The organism is Streptomyces sp. NPDC039462 (genome assembly GCF_055639375.1).
This window is the reverse complement of the sequence record NZ_JBVKAO010000002.1, coordinates 1005555-1022361: the sequence shown is the minus strand read 5'-3', so window position 1 is coordinate 1022361 and position 16807 is coordinate 1005555. Positions and strand designations below refer to the sequence as shown.

Annotated in this window: 14 protein-coding genes; 5 read left to right on the top strand and 9 right to left on the bottom strand. The window is 71.4% G+C overall.

Annotation, left to right across the window (positions count from 1 at the left end; translation table 11 throughout):
- Positions 1–99: 99 nt before the first annotated feature.
- The 8 genes from ACZ7LU_RS15190 to ACZ7LU_RS15155 all read right to left on the bottom strand — a co-directional run bounded on the left by ACZ7LU_RS15190 (position 100) and on the right by ACZ7LU_RS15155 (position 6822).
- Positions 100–510: a VOC family protein gene (locus ACZ7LU_RS15190; RefSeq protein WP_398301400.1), complete on the bottom strand. Its 411-nt coding sequence runs from the start codon at positions 508–510 to the stop codon at positions 100–102.
- 98 nt (positions 511–608) lie between these two features.
- A complete protein-coding gene (locus ACZ7LU_RS15185; RefSeq protein ID WP_471916894.1) occupies positions 609–1694 on the bottom strand; it encodes a hypothetical protein in 1086 nt (361 codons plus the stop codon).
- Positions 1682–2323 carry a hypothetical protein gene (locus ACZ7LU_RS15180; protein ID WP_471916893.1) on the bottom strand — a complete coding sequence of 214 codons (642 nt, stop codon included), beginning with the start codon at positions 2321–2323 and terminating at the stop codon, positions 1682–1684. Before ACZ7LU_RS15180 ends, ACZ7LU_RS15185 begins: the two co-directional genes overlap by 13 nt.
- A gap of 315 nt (positions 2324–2638) precedes the next feature.
- Complete coding sequence (locus tag ACZ7LU_RS15175) at positions 2639–3409, bottom strand: succinate dehydrogenase iron-sulfur subunit (RefSeq protein ID WP_398300436.1); 771 nt, start codon at positions 3407–3409, stop codon at positions 2639–2641.
- The gene (sdhA, locus tag ACZ7LU_RS15170; protein ID WP_470978531.1) at positions 3409–5163 is read right to left on the bottom strand and encodes a succinate dehydrogenase flavoprotein subunit; all 1755 of its coding nucleotides are present in this window, start codon (positions 5161–5163) and stop codon (positions 3409–3411) included. Before sdhA ends, ACZ7LU_RS15175 begins: the two co-directional genes overlap by 1 nt.
- Positions 5164–5179: 16 nt before the next feature.
- Complete coding sequence (locus ACZ7LU_RS15165) at positions 5180–5674, bottom strand: succinate dehydrogenase hydrophobic membrane anchor subunit (protein ID WP_398300438.1); 495 nt, start codon at positions 5672–5674, stop codon at positions 5180–5182.
- 8 nt (positions 5675–5682) lie between these two features.
- Positions 5683–6063, bottom strand: coding sequence for a succinate dehydrogenase, cytochrome b556 subunit (gene sdhC, locus ACZ7LU_RS15160; RefSeq protein ID WP_369214962.1), 381 nt, complete (start codon positions 6061–6063; stop codon positions 5683–5685).
- Positions 6064–6210: 147 nt separating this feature from the next.
- Positions 6211–6822 carry a 2-oxo-4-hydroxy-4-carboxy-5-ureidoimidazoline decarboxylase gene (locus tag ACZ7LU_RS15155; protein WP_471917079.1) on the bottom strand — a complete coding sequence of 204 codons (612 nt, stop codon included), beginning with the start codon at positions 6820–6822 and terminating at the stop codon, positions 6211–6213.
- A gap of 234 nt (positions 6823–7056) precedes the next feature.
- On the opposite strand from ACZ7LU_RS15155, the gene ACZ7LU_RS15150 reads away from it, so the two are divergent.
- The 5 genes from ACZ7LU_RS15150 to ACZ7LU_RS15130 all read left to right on the top strand — a co-directional run bounded on the left by ACZ7LU_RS15150 (position 7057) and on the right by ACZ7LU_RS15130 (position 13982).
- Positions 7057–8670 carry a beta-N-acetylhexosaminidase gene (locus tag ACZ7LU_RS15150; protein WP_471916892.1) on the top strand — a complete coding sequence of 538 codons (1614 nt, stop codon included), beginning with the start codon at positions 7057–7059 and terminating at the stop codon, positions 8668–8670.
- A gap of 47 nt (positions 8671–8717) precedes the next feature.
- Positions 8718–9233 carry a hypothetical protein gene (locus tag ACZ7LU_RS15145; RefSeq protein ID WP_471916891.1) on the top strand — a complete coding sequence of 172 codons (516 nt, stop codon included), beginning with the start codon at positions 8718–8720 and terminating at the stop codon, positions 9231–9233.
- 64 nt (positions 9234–9297) lie between these two features.
- Positions 9298–9882 (top strand): hypothetical protein, encoded by a 585-nt coding sequence (locus ACZ7LU_RS15140; protein ID WP_471916890.1) that lies wholly within the window; start codon positions 9298–9300, stop codon positions 9880–9882.
- A 259-nt stretch (positions 9883–10141) separates the two neighbouring features.
- Positions 10142–12361: a hypothetical protein gene (locus tag ACZ7LU_RS15135; RefSeq protein ID WP_471916889.1), complete on the top strand. Its 2220-nt coding sequence runs from the start codon at positions 10142–10144 to the stop codon at positions 12359–12361.
- A 28-nt stretch (positions 12362–12389) separates the two neighbouring features.
- The gene (locus ACZ7LU_RS15130) at positions 12390–13982 is read left to right on the top strand and encodes a type 1 periplasmic-binding domain-containing protein (protein ID WP_471916888.1); all 1593 of its coding nucleotides are present in this window, start codon (positions 12390–12392) and stop codon (positions 13980–13982) included.
- Positions 13983–14037: 55 nt separating this feature from the next.
- Here ACZ7LU_RS15130 and ACZ7LU_RS15125 read toward each other — a convergent pair whose 3' ends face one another.
- The gene (locus tag ACZ7LU_RS15125; RefSeq protein WP_471916887.1) at positions 14038–16668 is read right to left on the bottom strand and encodes an FG-GAP-like repeat-containing protein; all 2631 of its coding nucleotides are present in this window, start codon (positions 16666–16668) and stop codon (positions 14038–14040) included.
- Between the last annotated feature and the right edge of the window lie 139 nt (positions 16669–16807).

The following is a 16807-nucleotide window of genomic DNA, read 5'->3' as shown; positions in this document are numbered from 1 at the left end:
GGGGCGGGCCGGCGGTAACCCAGCGCCTCAGGAGCCGCGCGCCGGTCCCGGTCAGGAGCTGTGCCCCGGCCCCGGTCAGGAGCCGCGCGCCGGCCCCGGTCAGAAGCTGCGCGCGAGTTCCGGTCGCTTGAGGTAGTCGGCGAATCCGACGACGTTGCCCCACGGGTCGGCGATCTCCACGGTCCACCCGGTGGCCACGGAGAACGGCTCGGCGAGCAGCGGTACCCCGGCGGCCGCCAGTGCCTGCCCCTTCGCGCGGGCGTCCCTGACCTCCAGCCAGAGGCGGGGCGAGGGCCACGAGGGCGTGCGCGGGACGATGCCGTCCTCCACGCGCAGCAGCACGCCCGGTGTCTCCTTGCCCACCTTCAGGATGGCGAGCCCGATCTCGTCGAGGCGGAAGGCGACGGGGAACCCGGCCCGCTCGTAGAAGCCGACGGCCTCGCCCAGGTCGCCGACGGGAAACAGGACGTTGTCGAAGCCGAGAAGCTCTGCGGACTGGTCAGCGGACAGGCCGACCGACTGGTTGTCTGACATTCCGTCAGGGTAGGCCGGGGGCGGCCGCACCGGCGCAGGCGCGCCCCCCGGCGCCCAATGTCCCACCGTCGGTACTAGCGGTTGATCGACTGGACCTCCTGGACGGCGACGTCCTGCGTCCCGTCGAAGGTGCCGTCGGGCAGGTCGCCGCCGGCGCCGTCGTTGCCCTCCCAGGTGATCTGCCAGGTGATGGAGGCCTTCATCCGGAACGGTTCGCCGTTCGTGGGCCGCAGGTACCTGATGCCGCACGGCGGGTCCTCCTTAGCGGAGCCCTTCGTGTACGGGGTGCCGATGCTGCCGTCGTCTTCGACCGCGCACTCGCCGTCGGCGGGGAAGGTCTCGGCGTCCGACGTGCCGGGGTCCAGGTGCAGGCTGACGGGCTTGGCGGTGGTCTCGGCCCAGAGGCCCGTGCCGGGCAGCTCGGCGCGGACCTTCACCGGCTCGAACTTCCCCTTGTCCAGCCACACCCACGTCGGCAGGTTCACGGTCGACTTGCCCTCGGGCTTCAGTTCGACCTTGGTGTCGGGGACCTTGACCTTGTTGTAGGCGTAGCCGGCCAGGATCTCCGGGGTGGGCGCGTTCTTGATGTCGGGGATCGTGGCGGCGTCCTGCCAGAACAGGTTCGTCTCGCACTGCCGGGCCTCGAAGGTGTCCTCGACGTCGGGGTTCATGACCCCGCGCCAGAACTTGCCGTCCTTGCCCAGGTTGAAGTTCTTGTAGCCCTTGGCGCCGTCGGACTGTTCCTTGCCCTTTTCGTAGTGGTCCACCATGAGCTGTTCGCCCCAGCTGAGCGAGGGCGTCACATGGACCAGGTCGCCGCCCTTCTTGAGCTTCTCGACGCTGTCCTTCAACTCCTCGGGCGATGCCACGGGTTCGTACCAGCAGGAGGGCGGCTTCCAGTTCGGGTCGACCGCCACGATGGGCTTGTTCGACGAACCGCCCTTGCCGCCGCTGACCTGCCGCACAGTGACGCTGGTGCCGACGCCCGCCGTGAGCGAGTTGCCGGAAGCGCCGCCGGACGGTCCGCCGGGCCGTCCTGCGGGCGGGTGGTCCGCGTCCTCACCGAACGCGTACGCCGTCGCCGGGCAGGCGCCGAGCGCAAGAGCCGCCGTGACCAGCAGCGGGACAGACCGCTTCAGCGCCCCCGTCACTTGTCGCACCCCCCGCGCTCCGTCTCCAGGGAAACGGTGCTCCACACCCCTTCGGGCGTCTTCTTCAGAGTGGTGCGGTACTGGAGGACGGGGTTCACGTCGTCGGGTGTGCCCGTCCGCTTCTTCGTCTTGCGGTCCTCGGTGTAGCCCTTGCTCTCGTCCACGCAGTAGAAGAGCACGCCACCGGCGTCGGAGAGGCTCACCTGCGGGTTGAACACCCTCGCGGCGCCGACCAGCGTGTGGTTGTTGTCCACGTACCCCTTGATGTACGTCCTGGAGGACTTCAGGGCCTGCTGCGTGGTGTAGAAGCTCACCGCTCCGGCCTGCGGGTCGGCGTCGATGACGGCCGCGTACTCCGCCTTCAGGCGTTCCCTGCCGTCGTCCAGGATCGCCTGCTTCTTCGGGTCGCTGTTGTGCCACCCCACGAAGTCGGCCTTGAACGAGCCCGGCAGCTTCACCTCGGGCCGCTCGGCACCGTCCGGCCGGGCGCTCGGCGACGCCTTGGGCTGCCGGCCGCCGTCGGCCCCCTCGATCTTGTCGGAGGCCCCGCCGTCACCTCCTCCCGAACCACACGCGGTCAACAGCAGGGCTGCGGACACGGTCAGCGCGGCCGTCACGAGACGGGTGGGCCGGTTCACTCTGGACTCCTGATGATCGAATTCTGGATGTGGACGTCCGAGGAGACGCAAGAGGCGGAAGTTGCTTTGTGTGAACTCACGCTATCCGGGGGGCCGGTGGCAGCGCCAAGCCCGTTTCGCCTTGTCCGGGCGGGGTGTTGCGGGATTTGTGCGGACAAAAAAGGGCGGCAATCAGAGCGGGATGTGAGCTACGACATCGCCGCCCCCGCCGCCCCGCCGTCACCTCTTCACCCTGTTCACCATCGCGAGCCGAAACGCGACCGGGCCCCGCTCCCAGAAGGAGCGGGGCCCGGTCGGACCAGAAACGGTGCGAGATCAGTAGCGGCGCGTGATCAGCGCGCGCTTGACCTCCTGGATCGCCTTCGTGACCTCGATGCCGCGCGGGCACGCGTCCGTGCAGTTGAACGTCGTGCGGCAGCGCCACACGCCGTCCTTGTCGTTCAGGATCTCGAGGCGCTGCTCGCCCGCCTCGTCACGCGAGTCGAAGATGAAGCGGTGGGCGTTCACGATCGCCGCGGGGCCGAAGTACTGGCCGTCGTTCCAGAACACCGGGCACGACGACGTGCAGGCCGCGCAGAGGATGCACTTCGTCGTGTCGTCGAAGCGCTCGCGGTCCTCGGCGGACTGCAGACGCTCGCGCGTCGGCTCGTTGCCCTTCGTGACGAGGAAGGGCATCACGTCGCGGTACGCCTGGAAGAACGGGTCCATGTCGACGACCAGGTCCTTCAGGACCGTCAGACCCTTGATGGGCTCGACCGTGATCGGCTTGCCCGGGTTGATGTCCTTGATCAGGGTCTTGCAGGCGAGACGGTTCTTGCCGTTGATCCGCATGGCGTCCGAGCCGCAGATGCCGTGCGCGCAGGAGCGGCGGAACGTCAGCGTGCCGTCCAGGTCCCACTTGACCTTGTGGAGGGCGTCGAGGACACGCTCCTTGGGGTCGATCTCCAGCTGGAAGTCTTCCCAGGTGGCGTCCGCGGAGACCTCGGGGTTGAAACGGCGGACGCGCAGGGTGATCGTGATGTACGGGGAGTCGGCGAAGCCCGCCTCGGGCTTGGCGTCTTCCTTGTCGAGGGTCGGGGTAGCCATCAGTACTTACGCTCCATCGGCTGGTAGCGGGTCTGGACGACCGGCTTGTAGTCGAGACGGATCGTCTCCGTGCCGTCGTCGCCGACCTCGCGGTACGCCATGGTGTGGCGCATGAAGTTGACGTCGTCGCGGTTCGGGAAGTCCTCGCGGTAGTGACCGCCGCGGGATTCCTTGCGGGCGAGCGCGGACTGCGCCATGACCTCGGCGAGGTCGAGCAGGTTGCCCAGCTCGATGGCCTCCAGGAGGTCGGTGTTGAACCGCTTGCCCTTGTCCTGGATCGAGACGTTGAGGTAGCGCTCGCGGAGCTCCGCGATCTTCTCCACCGCCGTCTTGATCGTCTGCTCGGTGCGGAACACCATGACGTTGGCGTCCATGGTCTCCTGCAGCTCCTTGCGGAGCTCGGCGACCCGCTCGGTGCCCGTGGCGTCGCGCAGCCGCTCGACCTGGGAGACGACCAGCTCCTCCGGGTTCTCCGGGAGCTCGACGAAGTCGTTCTTCGCGGCGTACTCGGCGGCGGCGATGCCCGCGCGCTTGCCGAAGACGTTGATGTCGAGGAGCGAGTTGGTGCCGAGGCGGTTGGCGCCGTGCACGGAGACGCAGGCGACCTCGCCCGCGGCGTACAGACCCGGGACGACCGTGGTGTTGTCCGCGAGGACCTCACCCTCGACGTTCGTCGGGATGCCGCCCATGGCGTAGTGCGCGGTCGGCTGGATCGGGATCGGGTCCGTGTAGGGCTCGATGCCGAGGTAGGTGCGCGCGAACTCCGTGATGTCCGGGAGCTTCGCGTCCAGCTGCTCCGGCGGGAGGTGCGTGAGGTCGAGGTAGACGTGGTCGCCCTCGGGACCGCAGCCGCGGCCCTCACGGATCTCCGTGTAGATGGAGCGCGAGACGACGTCACGGGACGCGAGGTCCTTCATGACCGGCGCGTACTTCTCCATGAAGCGCTCGCCGTCCTTGTTGCGGAGGATGCCGCCCTCACCGCGGGCGCCCTCCGTCAGCAGGATGCCCATGCGCCAGATGCCGGTCGGGTGGAACTGGAAGAACTCCATGTCCTCCAGCGGGATCCCGCGCCGGTAGCAGGCCGCCTGGCCGTCACCGGTGAGCGTGTGCGCGTTCGACGTCACCTTGAAGAACTTGCCGGTGCCGCCGGACGCGTAGATCACGGACTTGGCCTGGAAGACGTGGATCTCGCCGGTGGCCAGTTCGTACGCGACGACGCCCGCGCTCTTCTTGACTCCGTCGACCTCGACGATGAGCTGGTCGAGGACGTAGAACTCGTTGAAGAACTCCACACCCTCCTTGACGCAGTTCTGGTAGAGCGTCTGGAGGATCATGTGGCCGGTGCGGTCCGCGGCGTAGCAGGAGCGGCGCACGGCGGCCTCGCCGTGGTTACGGGTGTGGCCGCCGAAGCGGCGCTGGTCGATGGTGCCGTCCGGGGTGCGGTTGAACGGCAGGCCCATCTTCTCCAGGTCGAGGACCGCGTCGATGGCCTCCTTCGCCAGGATCTCGGCGGCGTCCTGGTCGACCAGGTAGTCGCCGCCCTTGATCGTGTCGAAGGTGTGCCACTCCCAGTTGTCCTCCTCCACGTTGGCGAGCGCGGCGGCCATGCCGCCCTGCGCGGCGCCCGTGTGGGAACGCGTGGGGTAGAGCTTGGTGAGCACGGCGGTGCGGCTGCGCTTCGTCGCCTCGATGGCGGCGCGCATGCCGGCGCCGCCCGCGCCGACGATGACGGTGTCGTACTTGTGAATCTTCACGGAAGTCGCCTCGGCTTTAGCGGATGTTCGGGTCGAAGGTGAAGATCACCAGCGTGCCCAGAAGGATGGTGAACACCGTGGCGGTGTACAGCAGGCCCTTGAGCCACAGACGCGTGTTCGGGCGCTCCGCGTAGTCGTTGATGACCGTGCGCAGGCCGTTGGCGCCGTGCAGCATCGCGAGCCACAGCATCAGCAGGTCCCAGACCTGCCAGAACGGCGAGGCCCAGCGGCCGGCGACGAACGCGAAGCCGATCTTCGAGACACCGCCGTCGAGCACCAGCTGGATCAGCAGGTGGCCGAGGACGAGGACGACCAGGACGACGCCGGACAGACGCATGAAGAGCCATGCGGCCATCTCGAAGTTGCCGCGGGTCGAGCGCGGGGTCTTGCCGGTGCGCTTGCGGGGCGCCTCGATGACCGGTGCGGGGTTGTCGACGTCGTAGAGCGAGGCGCCCTCGACGGGGCCCACTCCGGACGTCGCGGACTTGTCGAGCGTGGTGTCAGCAGACATGTCTGGCGTCAGCTCCCGAAGACTTCGCGGACGGCGTGGCCGAGGACGGGGTAGAGCGCCCCCACCATCAGGACGAGCCAGATGCCGACGACGGTCCAGAGCATCTGCTTCTGGTAACGGGGACCCTTCGACCAGAAGTCGACGGCGATGACGCGCAGGCCGTTGAGGGCGTGGAAGAGGATGGCGGCGACCAGGCCGTACTCAAGGAGTGCGACGATCGGCGTCTTGTAGGTGCTGACGACATCGTCGTACGCCTCCGGGGAGACGCGGACGAGAGCGGTGTCGAGCACATGCACGAACAGGAAGAAGAAGATGAGGACGCCGGTGACTCGATGAGCCACCCAGGACCACATTCCTTCCCGGCCGCGGTACAGCGTTCCAGCCGGCACGGAAGTTCCTCCGGGAGCGGGGGTTGGGGCCGGCCGGCTTCGGCGTCGGACGAGCCCGGCCGGGTACGGTCCACCGGCCGCCCGTCATCGTATCGACGAGTTGTCGGTAGCCCTGCCCCGGGTCCGCAGGTGTGATCAAACAGGCAATCAAACAGGCACGTACGGGCTATCGGGGCGCGTTTGCGGGCGACTCTCCCGGGCGGCGTGTCGGACGGCGTGTCCTGCGGGTGTTTCCCGGGCCGGGCCCAGGGCGAGGCGGGCCAGCCGGCCGCGCGCGAGACGCCGCATTTCCTCGGCGGCGAGGGCGCGCTCGTCCTCCGGATCGTTGCCGAGGCGTGACCGGATGCCGGCGAGCAGGTGGTCGAGGGCCTCGTCCGGGGCGATGTCGTCGAGGCAGATGACGAAGGTGTGGCCGAAGCGGCTCTCGTACGCGGCGTGGGCGGCGCGCAGGGCGGTGTGGGCGGCCGCGGAAGTGGCGGGCGGCACGCTCTGGCGCGGGACGGCGGGATCGAGGGGCTCGCAGGCCAGGGCCTCGGTGAGGTCGGCGTGCGACAGGTCGTACGCCGCCTCGTCGGACGCCGCGAGCAGCGCGTCCACGTCGGGGTAGGGACGGTGGGCGGCGACCCGGCGGGCCCAGCGCCGACTGCCGCAGCAGGTGAGGAGCGCGGCCTCGGCGGCGGTCGGAGTGGCGGAGTTGAGCTCGTCGAGCCGGGTCGGCTGGTGCGGGGGCAGCGTGCGCTCCTGGGCAGGGGGCGGCAGGGGAGGGCGTGGGGGTGACGTAACGCTATCGAGACATGCGGAGAGGTGTCCGAAGGATGAGCGAATTTCACCCGAATAGGAGAGTTTCGCTTCACAGTGTGGACGAGCCGGGTGTGAGAACGCGTCGTAGCGTGGATCTATGGCTCTGGTTCTGACGCTGATTTCAGGTACGGCACCGAGGACATCGCCGCCGGAGGCACCACGGGGTGCGAGGGCGGCGCCGCGAGGTGCCCGGTGAGGCGCGGGCCGATAGCCGCGGCGGGCGGCGCGGCGGTCGCCGGAGCCGTCGTGCTGACCGTGGCGGTCTGGCCCGGCGGCGACGGCGGGAAGGCGGCCGACCGGCCTGCGGGCGGCAAGTCCGCCCCGTCCGTCGCTCCGAGCCCCAGCAAGAGCTACGAGCTCTCCAAGGCCCCCGCCACCATCCCCGCCGTGCGCGAGCACACCGCGGCCCGCGGCCCCGGCTGGCGCCCCGCCGAGAACAAGGGCCGTGTCGTCATACGGGACGACGGCCTGGCCGACGAGGGGCGGCTGCTCGCCGGTGAGCTGAAGCTGCGGTACGGGGGAGACGCGCGGCCCGGGAAGGGCGACGTGGAGCTGGCGCTCACGGACGGCGCCAAGGACGGGGCGAAGGACGCGTCGAAGGCGGGCGGCCCCGAGTCGTACACCCTCTCCGTCAAGGGGGAGCAGGTCCGGATCGCCGCGCCCGCCGAGGCCGGCGTCTTCTACGGGACCCGCACCCTCAAGCAGGAGGTGAGCGGCGGCAGGACCGCTCCCGAGGGCGTCGTGCGGGACCGGCCGGCCAAGCCGCAGCGCGGCTTCATGCTCGACATCGCCCGCAAGCACTTCGACGTGGAGTGGATCGAGGACCGCATACGCGAGCTCGGCGACCTCAAGTACAACCAGCTCGGCCTGCACTTCTCCGACGACCAGGCGTTCCGCATCGAGTCGGACTCGCACCCGGAGATCGTCTCCTCCGACCACCTCACCAAGGACCAGGTCCGGCGCATCCTGAAGCTGGCGGCGAGCCGGCACATCACCGTCGTGCCCGAGATCGACTCGCCAGGACACCTCGGCGCGGTCATCCGCGAGCACCCCTCCCTGCAGCTCCGCAACGCCCGCGGCGGCGCCACACGCGGCGCCGTCGACATCTCGAAGCCGGCGGCGGCGAAGATCGTCGACGAGTTGCTCGAGGAGTACGCGGAGCTGTTCCCCGGCGCGTACTGGCACCTCGGAGCCGATGAGTACCAGGCCCTCACGGTCAAGGACCCCGAGGCCTCCTATCCGCAGCTGGCCGCCGCCGCCCGCGAGCGCTACGGCCCCGGCGGCCGTGTGCAGGACCTGGCGACGGGCTGGCTGAACGACCGGGCCGACACCGTGCGCAAGCACGAGAAGAAGCCGAAGGCCTGGAACGACGGCTTCTTCCGGGGCGGCACTGCGGAGGCCGCCGCCGACCTGGAGGTCGCCTACTGGACGGGCAAGGAGATCGGCGCGCGCGAGCCCGACGAGTATCTGAAGGCCGGCCGCAAACTCGTCAACTACAACGACGAGTACCTCTACTACGTCCTCGGGCAGCCGAACGCCTTCCGCTACCCGACCGGGCAGCGGATCTACGAGGACTGGACCCCGCTGGTCGTCCGCGGCACGCGGCCGGTGAGCGAGAAGTACGACGACCAGATCCTCGGCGGCTCGTTCGCGGTGTGGGGCGACCTCGCGGGGGCGCAGAGCCAGGAGCAGGTCGCCCAGGGCATCCGCATGCCCCTGCGGGCCACCGTGCAGAAGCTCTGGGACCCCAGGAAACCCACCATGACCTGGTCCGACTTCGTGAAACTCGCCGATACGGTCGGTTAGCGACAAAATTGCGGTACGGAGCGGGCGGAACGCGTGGGGGGACGGGCATGGGCTACTGGGGGTACTACGTCGTCGGCAGGAGTGAGCGGCCGCTCGCGGAGCTCGCGGTGTTCTCGACGGGGGACGGCCTGCGGGACGAACTGACCCTCCTCGACCGGCGGCCCGACGGCTGGCAGGTGTGGGAGGTGCCGGGCGGTGACGGCGCGCGTGACGTCGGGAACATGAACACGCTGGCCCGGGAGACGGGCGCGCCCGCCCTCTTCGGTTACGTGATGGACAGCGCCTGCGTGATCGTCGAGGCGGCGGCGCCCGAGAGCGGCGCGTGGACCACGTGCCTGGCGCGGCGCGCGATGGCCGGATACCTCGGCGACAGCGAACTGACCGTGGAGGACTACTTCCTGGAGCCGCGCGACGCCGCGCACCGAGCCGTCGCCTGGGCCGCGGAATCGGGCAGGACGGTGCCCGCCGGTCCGCTGTTCGACGTACTGAACGCGAAGGCGGAACCCTCCGCGGAGCAGCTCTTCTTCCGCTTCCTCGACAGACTGGGTGTGGTCCCCCAGTGACGTTCCCGGGGCGGTGCACGCAGTAAGGGGCAGTGCAGGGTCCGTGACGGGGGAGACGTACAGCATGAGCCTGGTGGAGCTGATCGCTCAGGCCGACGAGAGAGGCCTGGCGGCGAGTGGGCTCGCCTGCCTGGACCGGTGTGTTCCGGTGCTCGGCGGGGACGACGACCTGCTGCGCCCGCTGTGGGCGAGGCTCGCCGACGGCGGCGACTGGGGCGGGCCGCTGGCCGACGCGCGCTCGGCGCTCGACGCCGCGGGCGGCCCGGCGGGGCAGGTGGGCACGTCCGGCGAGGCGGCCGCGCTCGCCCGGCGCATGCTCGACGCGGTGCCGCGGGCGCACTCGGGGGCCGATCTCCGGGAGTGGGCCGACGGCTGCTCCGTCGCCGCGCTCCAGGTCCACCGCCTGCTGGACACCGAGCCCACCGGCACCGGCTCGGTGGCGGCGCGCCGCGAGGGCCGCACGGACGGCATGTCCCCGCTGGTCGCGGCCGAACTCCGCCGCCAGATACGCATCCTGGAGCTTCTCGCCAACAAGGGCGCGGGCCCCGCGGGCGGCCTGCGCCAGGCGCTCGACGTCTCCACGGAGGGCCGCCGGGTGCTGCGGGCGGTGGTGTCGCGCCGGGCGCGGGGGCCGCGCCGAGGACTGTGATCGGCCCCGCTCGGATCTTCTGCTCCGGTGGCTTGGCCGCGGCCGCCGGGAAGGCTGACGGTCTTGTCGCTGACGCGGACACCGGCGGCCGGGGCCGGGCCCGACGAGACGGCGAACAGAGTGGCTGCCGCCGCTCCGACCACGGCGGGCGGAGCCCCGGAGAGGTGGCTGGTGGTGACTCTCCCCAAAACCCTTGCCGCGCAGCTAACCTGACGAGCCATCATTCGCAGACTTGGCCGTGCCGGCCGCGGAGAGGCCCGTGCCTGACGAACTCGGATTCGACGAGCTGCTGGACGACGACGGCTTGATCGCCCGGCTGCTCGGGAAAACCGCGGCCGGGCGGAAACGGGACCTGCTCTACGGCCCCGACCTCCCCGTCGTCCTTCTCGTCGGCGGCCCCGGCATGGGCAAAGGGCGCCTGTTGCGGTGCATCAGGCGGCAGTTCGGGCCGCGGGTCCCCGTCGCGCATCTGGACTGCGCCCTGACCGAGTACCGGGAGCAGGCCGAGGAGCGGCCCGGCAGCCGTTCGGAAGTGACCGAGGTGCTGCGCAAGATCGCCCTGCAGTACGGCGACTGGAGCGGCGACGGCGGCGGGATCACCGTGCCGCGGCTGTACGCGGGCCTCGCCGCCGTGGCGGCCAGCGACCGGCTCGCCCGGGCGGCGCCGCTGGTGGACGAGGTGAGCCGCCTCGACGGGATCCTGCCGCCCGGCTCCTTCTGGCGCGGTGTGCTGAAGGGCACGGCCAGGAACTACCTGGGATATCTGGCGGGGCTCGTCACCAGCCCGCTGGCCGGCCCCTTCCTCAACGCCCTGCTCGACGGGCTGTTCGCCCGCGCCTCGACGGAGGGCAGGGCCGTCCTCACGGCCTGCTACGGCGAATATCCGGGCGCCGGCGGGGGCGCGCAGGCCGGGCTGCGCGCGCTGGGCGAGGACTTCCAGCAGGGCGGCGAGGCCCGGCGGATCGCCGAGGGCTTCCTGTTCCGGGCGTTGCGGCAGGACATCGACGCCGCCTATCACGGGGTGCGCGGGCGCATGTCGCGGGTGGGGCGGCCCGCCCTGCTCCTCGACCACGCGGACGGCGCCCTCGGCCGATGGCTGGTGAAACCGGCCCTGGAGGACCGGGAGCGGGGGCACCACGACCGCCTGGTGATCTTCGCGACGGCCCGGCGCGAGGACGGCGGCCGCTTCCTCCACCGGGCGGGCAGCAGCCACGACGGCATGGTCAGCTGGCAGCCCTTCACGGGCGTCCTGCCCGAGTGGCGCCGCCCGCCGGGCGGAGTCCCCGACCACGCGCCGCTGTGGCGCGGCGTCCTCCTCGTCCGCATGCCCGTGCTCACCCGCGACCGGCAGAAGGACGAGCTCAGCCGGTTGCGGGGCAGCAACGAGCAGCCGGACAACGCGGTCCGGCTCCGTATCCACAGCGGTGTGCACCGGCTGAGCGGGGGCCGCCCGCTGTTCGTGACCCGGCTCGGTCAGGCGACCGCGGCGGCGGTGTCGACGGCCTTCCCGACGCCGGAGGAGTGCACCGACTGGGCGCTCCTCGACGCCCGGGTGCCCGCGGCCGAGGACGAGCACGGCCGCCCCGTCGCCGACCGCCCGGTGGCCGACGTACTCATCGACGAACTCGTCGTACGCCAGCGCCCCGAGGAACTGCCGCCGGAGCACCGCGGCCACTGGCTCGACCTGCTCACCCACCTGTCGGTCGCGCACGACGTGGAGTGCGCCCAGACCCTGATGCGCGCGGTGCAGGAGGGGCGGACCGAGCAGCTCAACGCCTACCGCATCGTCGAACTCCTGGAGGACACCGGCTGGCCCCGCTGCCCCCGGCACTTCATCGGCGACCTCGGCCTGCGCCGCCTGCTGACGCGCCGCCTTTACCGGCTGCGCCCCGGCGGCGCCGCCTGGCACGCCGACCACGCGCTGCTGCAGGGCCACTACCGGGACCTCGGCGACCGCCACCCCGACCCGCTGTTCGTCACCGCCGGCGCGCACCGGATGCACCACCTCCTCGCCTCCGACGGCGCGGACCTCGTCACCCGCTATCTGGCCGACGCCTTCCACACCCGGCCCGCCGACGAGTGGTGCGAGGAACTGCTCGCCATCGCGGACGCCGCGCTGATCGGCGCCGACGACGACCGGTACGCCCGGGCCCTCGGCGAGACCCATGTGCACGGCGACACCCTGCGGCGCCGGATCGACCGGCTGCTGCACGCGGTGTGGCTGACCGAGGACCGCACGCGGCCCCTGGAGGAGATCGTGCCCGGCGTCCTGCGCGGGCCCCTGCGGGAGCTCAGCGAGGAGCTGGCGAAGACCGCCGACGAGGCGGTGCGCGACCAGGGGCCCGAGGGCGCCGACGTGGCCAGGGCGGCGGAGGGGGCCGCGCTCCTCATCCGGATGGCCCGCGACTGGGGGGACCGGGCCGAGGACAAGCAGCCGCTGAAGCGGTGCGTGTGCACGGAGCACATCGGGTTCGGCTGACGTGACGGGACGCAAGGGGAGGGCAGCGGTGAGACAGTTCGGAAACTGGCTGTACAACACGTTCCTGGCCAACTGGACGCGCAGGATCCTTACGCTGGCCGGCGTCGCGGCCGCCGCCGCGCTCCTGTACTGGCTGCTGCCGCCGATCGGCGAACCCGAGAACTGCGCCAAGGGCGTCGAGCGCCACGGCGGCGAGTGCATCGGCGTCAACGGCACGGGATACGCCTTCGGCACGCCGGAGATCGACGCCGTGGCCCGGGCCATCGCCAAGGAGAACGAGGAGTTCGTCGGCGACAAGCCGCACGTCACCGTCGCGCTCATGCTGCCGCTCCAGCCCGACCTCGCCGCTGAGCGCGTACAGCTCCGCAGCGAGGTGCAGGGCGCCTACCTGGCCCAGTACCGGGCCAACCGCGACGAGACCACCCCGCTGCTGCGCCTCGTCCTCGCCAACCCCGGTGACGGATACGCCCAGCAGGAGAGGGTCGTCGACCAGCTGGCGGCCATGGCGGCCGACAAGCGCGACAACCTCCGTGCCGTCACCGGCTTCAACCTCAGCCTGGAGGCGACGAAGAAGGCCATCGCGCGTCTGACCAACGAGCTGCACATCCCCGTCCTCGCCGCCCGCGTCAGCGCCGACGAGCTCGCCAACCCCGAGAACAGCACCGGCAAGGACCCCTATCCCGGCCTCGCCCGCATCATCCCGACCAACCGCCAGCAGGCCGACGCGCTGGCCAGCTTCCACGGCAGGCTCAAGGACGAGGAGACCGTCCTGGTCAGGGACAAACGCCCGCACGACATCTACAACGACTCGCTCGCCGCGGCCTTCAGCCGCGACGAGGACGGGCGGCCGGGACCCAAGGAGCAGCCCTTCGAGTCCCCCTCGATCACCGACCCGGGGGACACGGGGAACGACTTCACCCTCATCGCCCAGAACATCTGCCAGTCCACCGCACGGTACGTCTACTTCGCGGGCCGCCCAGTGCACCTGCGGCTCTTCGCCCTGAAGCTGGCGGACGTGCAGTGCGAGGGGAAGAAGTACACGATCGTCAGCGGATCGGGCGCGGCCACGCTCAACCGGTACATGAAGGACGACGACTGGGACCGGCTGCGCGGCGGCGGGAAGGAACCCGTCATCAAGGTGCAGTACGCGGCTCCGGGCCACCCCGACGCCTGGGACCGGGAACTGAGGAAACAGGGCGGGGCCAAGGAGCGGAAGGCCCATCTCACCGAGCCCCGGGCGGAGCTGGAAGCGCTGCGCGCGCTGGTCCGGCGCGGGCGCGCCGGGGACATCGGCGAGGTCCGCCTGGAGGACTCCCGCACCATGCTGGTGCACGACGGCGTACGCACCATCGCCAAGGCCGTGGTGCTGGCGAACGCCCAGACCGAGGGCACGGTGTCGCCGCTGAAACGGGTCGCCGACATGTGGCAGCGCCTCGAAGCCGTCAACCGCGTCCGCGGGACCAGCGGCTGGATCTGTCTGACCAACGCGGGCAACGCCTACAACAAGCCGGTGGCCGTGGTGGAGCTGGACCCGCGCACCGAAAGGCTGGAGTTCGTCGGCATCGGCTGGCCCAAGGGCAAGCCGCAGCCCGAGGGGTGCAGGGTGCCCAGCGAAACGTGAGGCGCCGCCCCCCGGCCTGCCCGGGGAGCGGCACCACGCGTCGAATGCCGGACCGCTACGGCGTCAGTGCCTGGCCCAGCTTGGCGCCGGCCGGGGTCCCCAGCAACGTACGCCCGTAATAGACGCCGCTCCCGCCGGGGACGCCCGAAGCGGTGCTGTCCAGCTGGAGGATCGTGCCGTCGCCGGAGTCCTCGCCCTCGGCGCCGATGGCCAGGTCGGCGCGGCCGGAGCCGGACAGGTCGGCCAGCGTCACCGAGGTGCCGAGCCGGTCGCCCGTCTCCGTGGACCCCGGCACGTCGGGCTCGTCCTGCGAGAAGGCCTTCGCGCCCGTGCCGGTGAGGCCGGACGCGGAGCCCTTGAGGAGGAGCGAGGTGCCCGCGTCCTTGCGGTTGGTGCCGGCGCGGGTGATGTCCTCGCCGGGCGCGCCGGTGAGGACGTCCGCGTAACCGTCGGCGTTGTAGTCGCCCGCCGCGACCGACCAGCCCATCGCGTCGCCCGCCTCGGCCGCGCCGACGACGCCGGACGTCGCCTGGTGGACCGTCTTCATGCCGGTCGTCGTGAAGCCCGTCGACGTGCCGGGGACCACCGTGACCTGGCCGCCCGCGTGGGCGCCCGACTCGGAGGTGTACGGCTGGCCGATGACCAGGTCGTCGTAGCCGTTGCCGTTGACGTCGCCCACGGCGACCGAGCGACCACCGGGCACGGAGAGCACGCCGACCCGGCTCAGCCCCGACCTGCCGCCCCTGAACCAGGCGACCTTGCCCTTGCCCGCCTGGTCGCGGTAGGTCAGCGCCACGTCCGCGTAACCGTCGCGGTTGAAGTCGCCGGACGCGGCGTCGGGGTAGGCGATCGCGGTGTCGCCCGGGGTGAGGCTGCCGCCCGAGGCGTGGTCGGCGTCGAGCCGGGCGGCCCACGAGCCGCCGGTGCCGGTCGCCGCGGCGAAGACGTCCGCCTTGCCGTCGGCGTTGAAGTCGCCGGACGCGACCGCCGCGCCGAACCGGGCGCCGGGGTAGTGGAAGTCGGCGGAGAGCTGCATGTCCGTGCCGGACGTGAACTTCGGGCCGTACAGCATCGTGACCGCGCCGCGGTCCTTGTGGCCCGACGAGTCGTCCTCGCCGGGGGCGCCGATGACGAGGTCCGCGTGACCGTCGCCGTTCAGATCGCCCCACGCCGTGGCCGCGCCCCAGTCGTCGCCGGCCTCGGAGTTGCCGGGGACACCGGGACTGGTCTGCGTCAGCGAGATCTTCGACGCGCCCACCGGGCCGTCCACGCCGCCGGGCACGACCGTCACGCGGCCGCGGTTCGACGACGCCTTCGGGGTGCCGGCGATCAGGTCCGTGATGCCGTCGCGGTTGTAGTCGCCCGTCGGTACGGCGGAGTTGCGGCCCGCGCTGCCCGCGTACCGGCGTATCTCACCGAGCTTGGCGTACAGGTTCTTGCCGGGGCAGGCGGTCGTGGCGCCGTCGCGGTGGCCCGAGATGGCGTTGAGCGAGGCCCGCTCGTCCTTCTTCCACACGCCGGTGTCCTCGGACGCGGTCAGCGTGACCTTGCCGGCCGGGTCGCCCGCGTACTGGCCGAGCTTCCAGGCCGCCACGCGCGCCACCGACTCCAGGGCGGCGCGGGTCGGCCGGCCCGCGGCCCTGCCCGTCGCCGGGTCGCCCTCGAAGTCGCCGAGGACAGCGATGCCCGTCGAGTCGCCGTCGAAGCCGACGGTGTGGGCGCCGCGGACGGGCACGTCGATGCCACCGCCGCGGCCCTCGAATATCTGCCCGCACTTGTCCACGAGGAAGTTGTAGCCGAGGTCGTTCTGGCCCTCGGTCTCCACCTGGTACGTCATGAGGCCGCGCACCAGCGACGCGGACTCGGCGCAGCTGTAGTCGTTCGTGCCGGCCGTGTGGTGGACGAAGACGGCCTTGACCTTGTCGATGTACTCCGGCGGGTCCGTGACGGCGGACTCGTCGGCGCCCCAGGCCGCCCGGCTGATCACGGGCGGCCGGGTGACCGTGGACGGCGGGGGTGTCGGCCCGGCGGCGGGGGCGCGGGTGTCGGCGTCGGCCGCGAAGGCGGCGGGGGTCATCGCGGTGGCGGTGCCCTTCGCCGCGGTGCCGCCGCCGAGTGACGGGTTCCGCGCCTCCTTGGGCGTCACGCCCGGGTCCACGAGGTTGACCTCAAGCCCCTTGGGCAGTCCGGCACTCGACGAACCGTCGGCCGCGACGACGCGGGCCTCCACGCCGTCCGACGGGCCGACCCAGAGCGGGTCGGACGCGACCCGCGCGCCCGCCTTGCTCCTTTGCGGAGGATGCGGCTCCAGATCGAGCGACCGCCAGCCGCTCCACACGCCGGACCCGATGGCGCGCGTGCGCACCTGCGCCGTGCCCGCCGGCTCCTTGGCGGCACCGCTCCAGGAGACGCCGAGGAGCGAGAACTGCTCGGTCGACGTGCGCGGCAGTGCGCGCTTCGTCGCGCCGTCGGCCGTCAGCGCCAGGTCGTGCACGCTCGCCGGGCGCTCGGCACGCGGATCGGCCCCGGGGCCCTCCCCGTTGCTCGGGCCGGCCGTCGCGTACGTCACCGCACCTGCGCCGCCCAGCACGACGGCCCCGATCGTCAGCCACGCCCTGCGCTTGTGACTCAGCGGCCTGTACGCATGGGTGGTACGGGCCTTTTCACGCGGTTTGCGCGGGATCAATTGCCCCACTCCTCAACGAATTTCAGGTGAACCAAGTCCGTACGACCGGCGGAGGGGCCAAAGGGTTGTAGCGGGGCGGGTGATTTGTCGCGTGATGTATCCCGCATGCGGAGGGTGTGACATCGGGGCGGGCGGGCGC

Bases quoted from the DNA above. Each gene is read 5' to 3' on its own strand.
- ACZ7LU_RS15175 (WP_398300436.1), bottom strand. From the start codon at position 3,409: ATGGCTACCCCGACCCTCGACAAGGAAGACGCCAAGCCCGAGGCGGGC.
- ACZ7LU_RS15165 (WP_398300438.1), bottom strand. From the start codon at position 5,674: ATGTCTGCTGACACCACGCTCGACAAGTCCGCGACGTCCGGAGTGGGC.
- ACZ7LU_RS15145 (WP_471916891.1), top strand. From the start codon at position 8,718: ATGGGCTACTGGGGGTACTACGTCGTCGGCAGGAGTGAGCGGCCGCTC.
- ACZ7LU_RS15140 (WP_471916890.1), top strand. From the start codon at position 9,298: ATGAGCCTGGTGGAGCTGATCGCTCAGGCCGACGAGAGAGGCCTGGCG.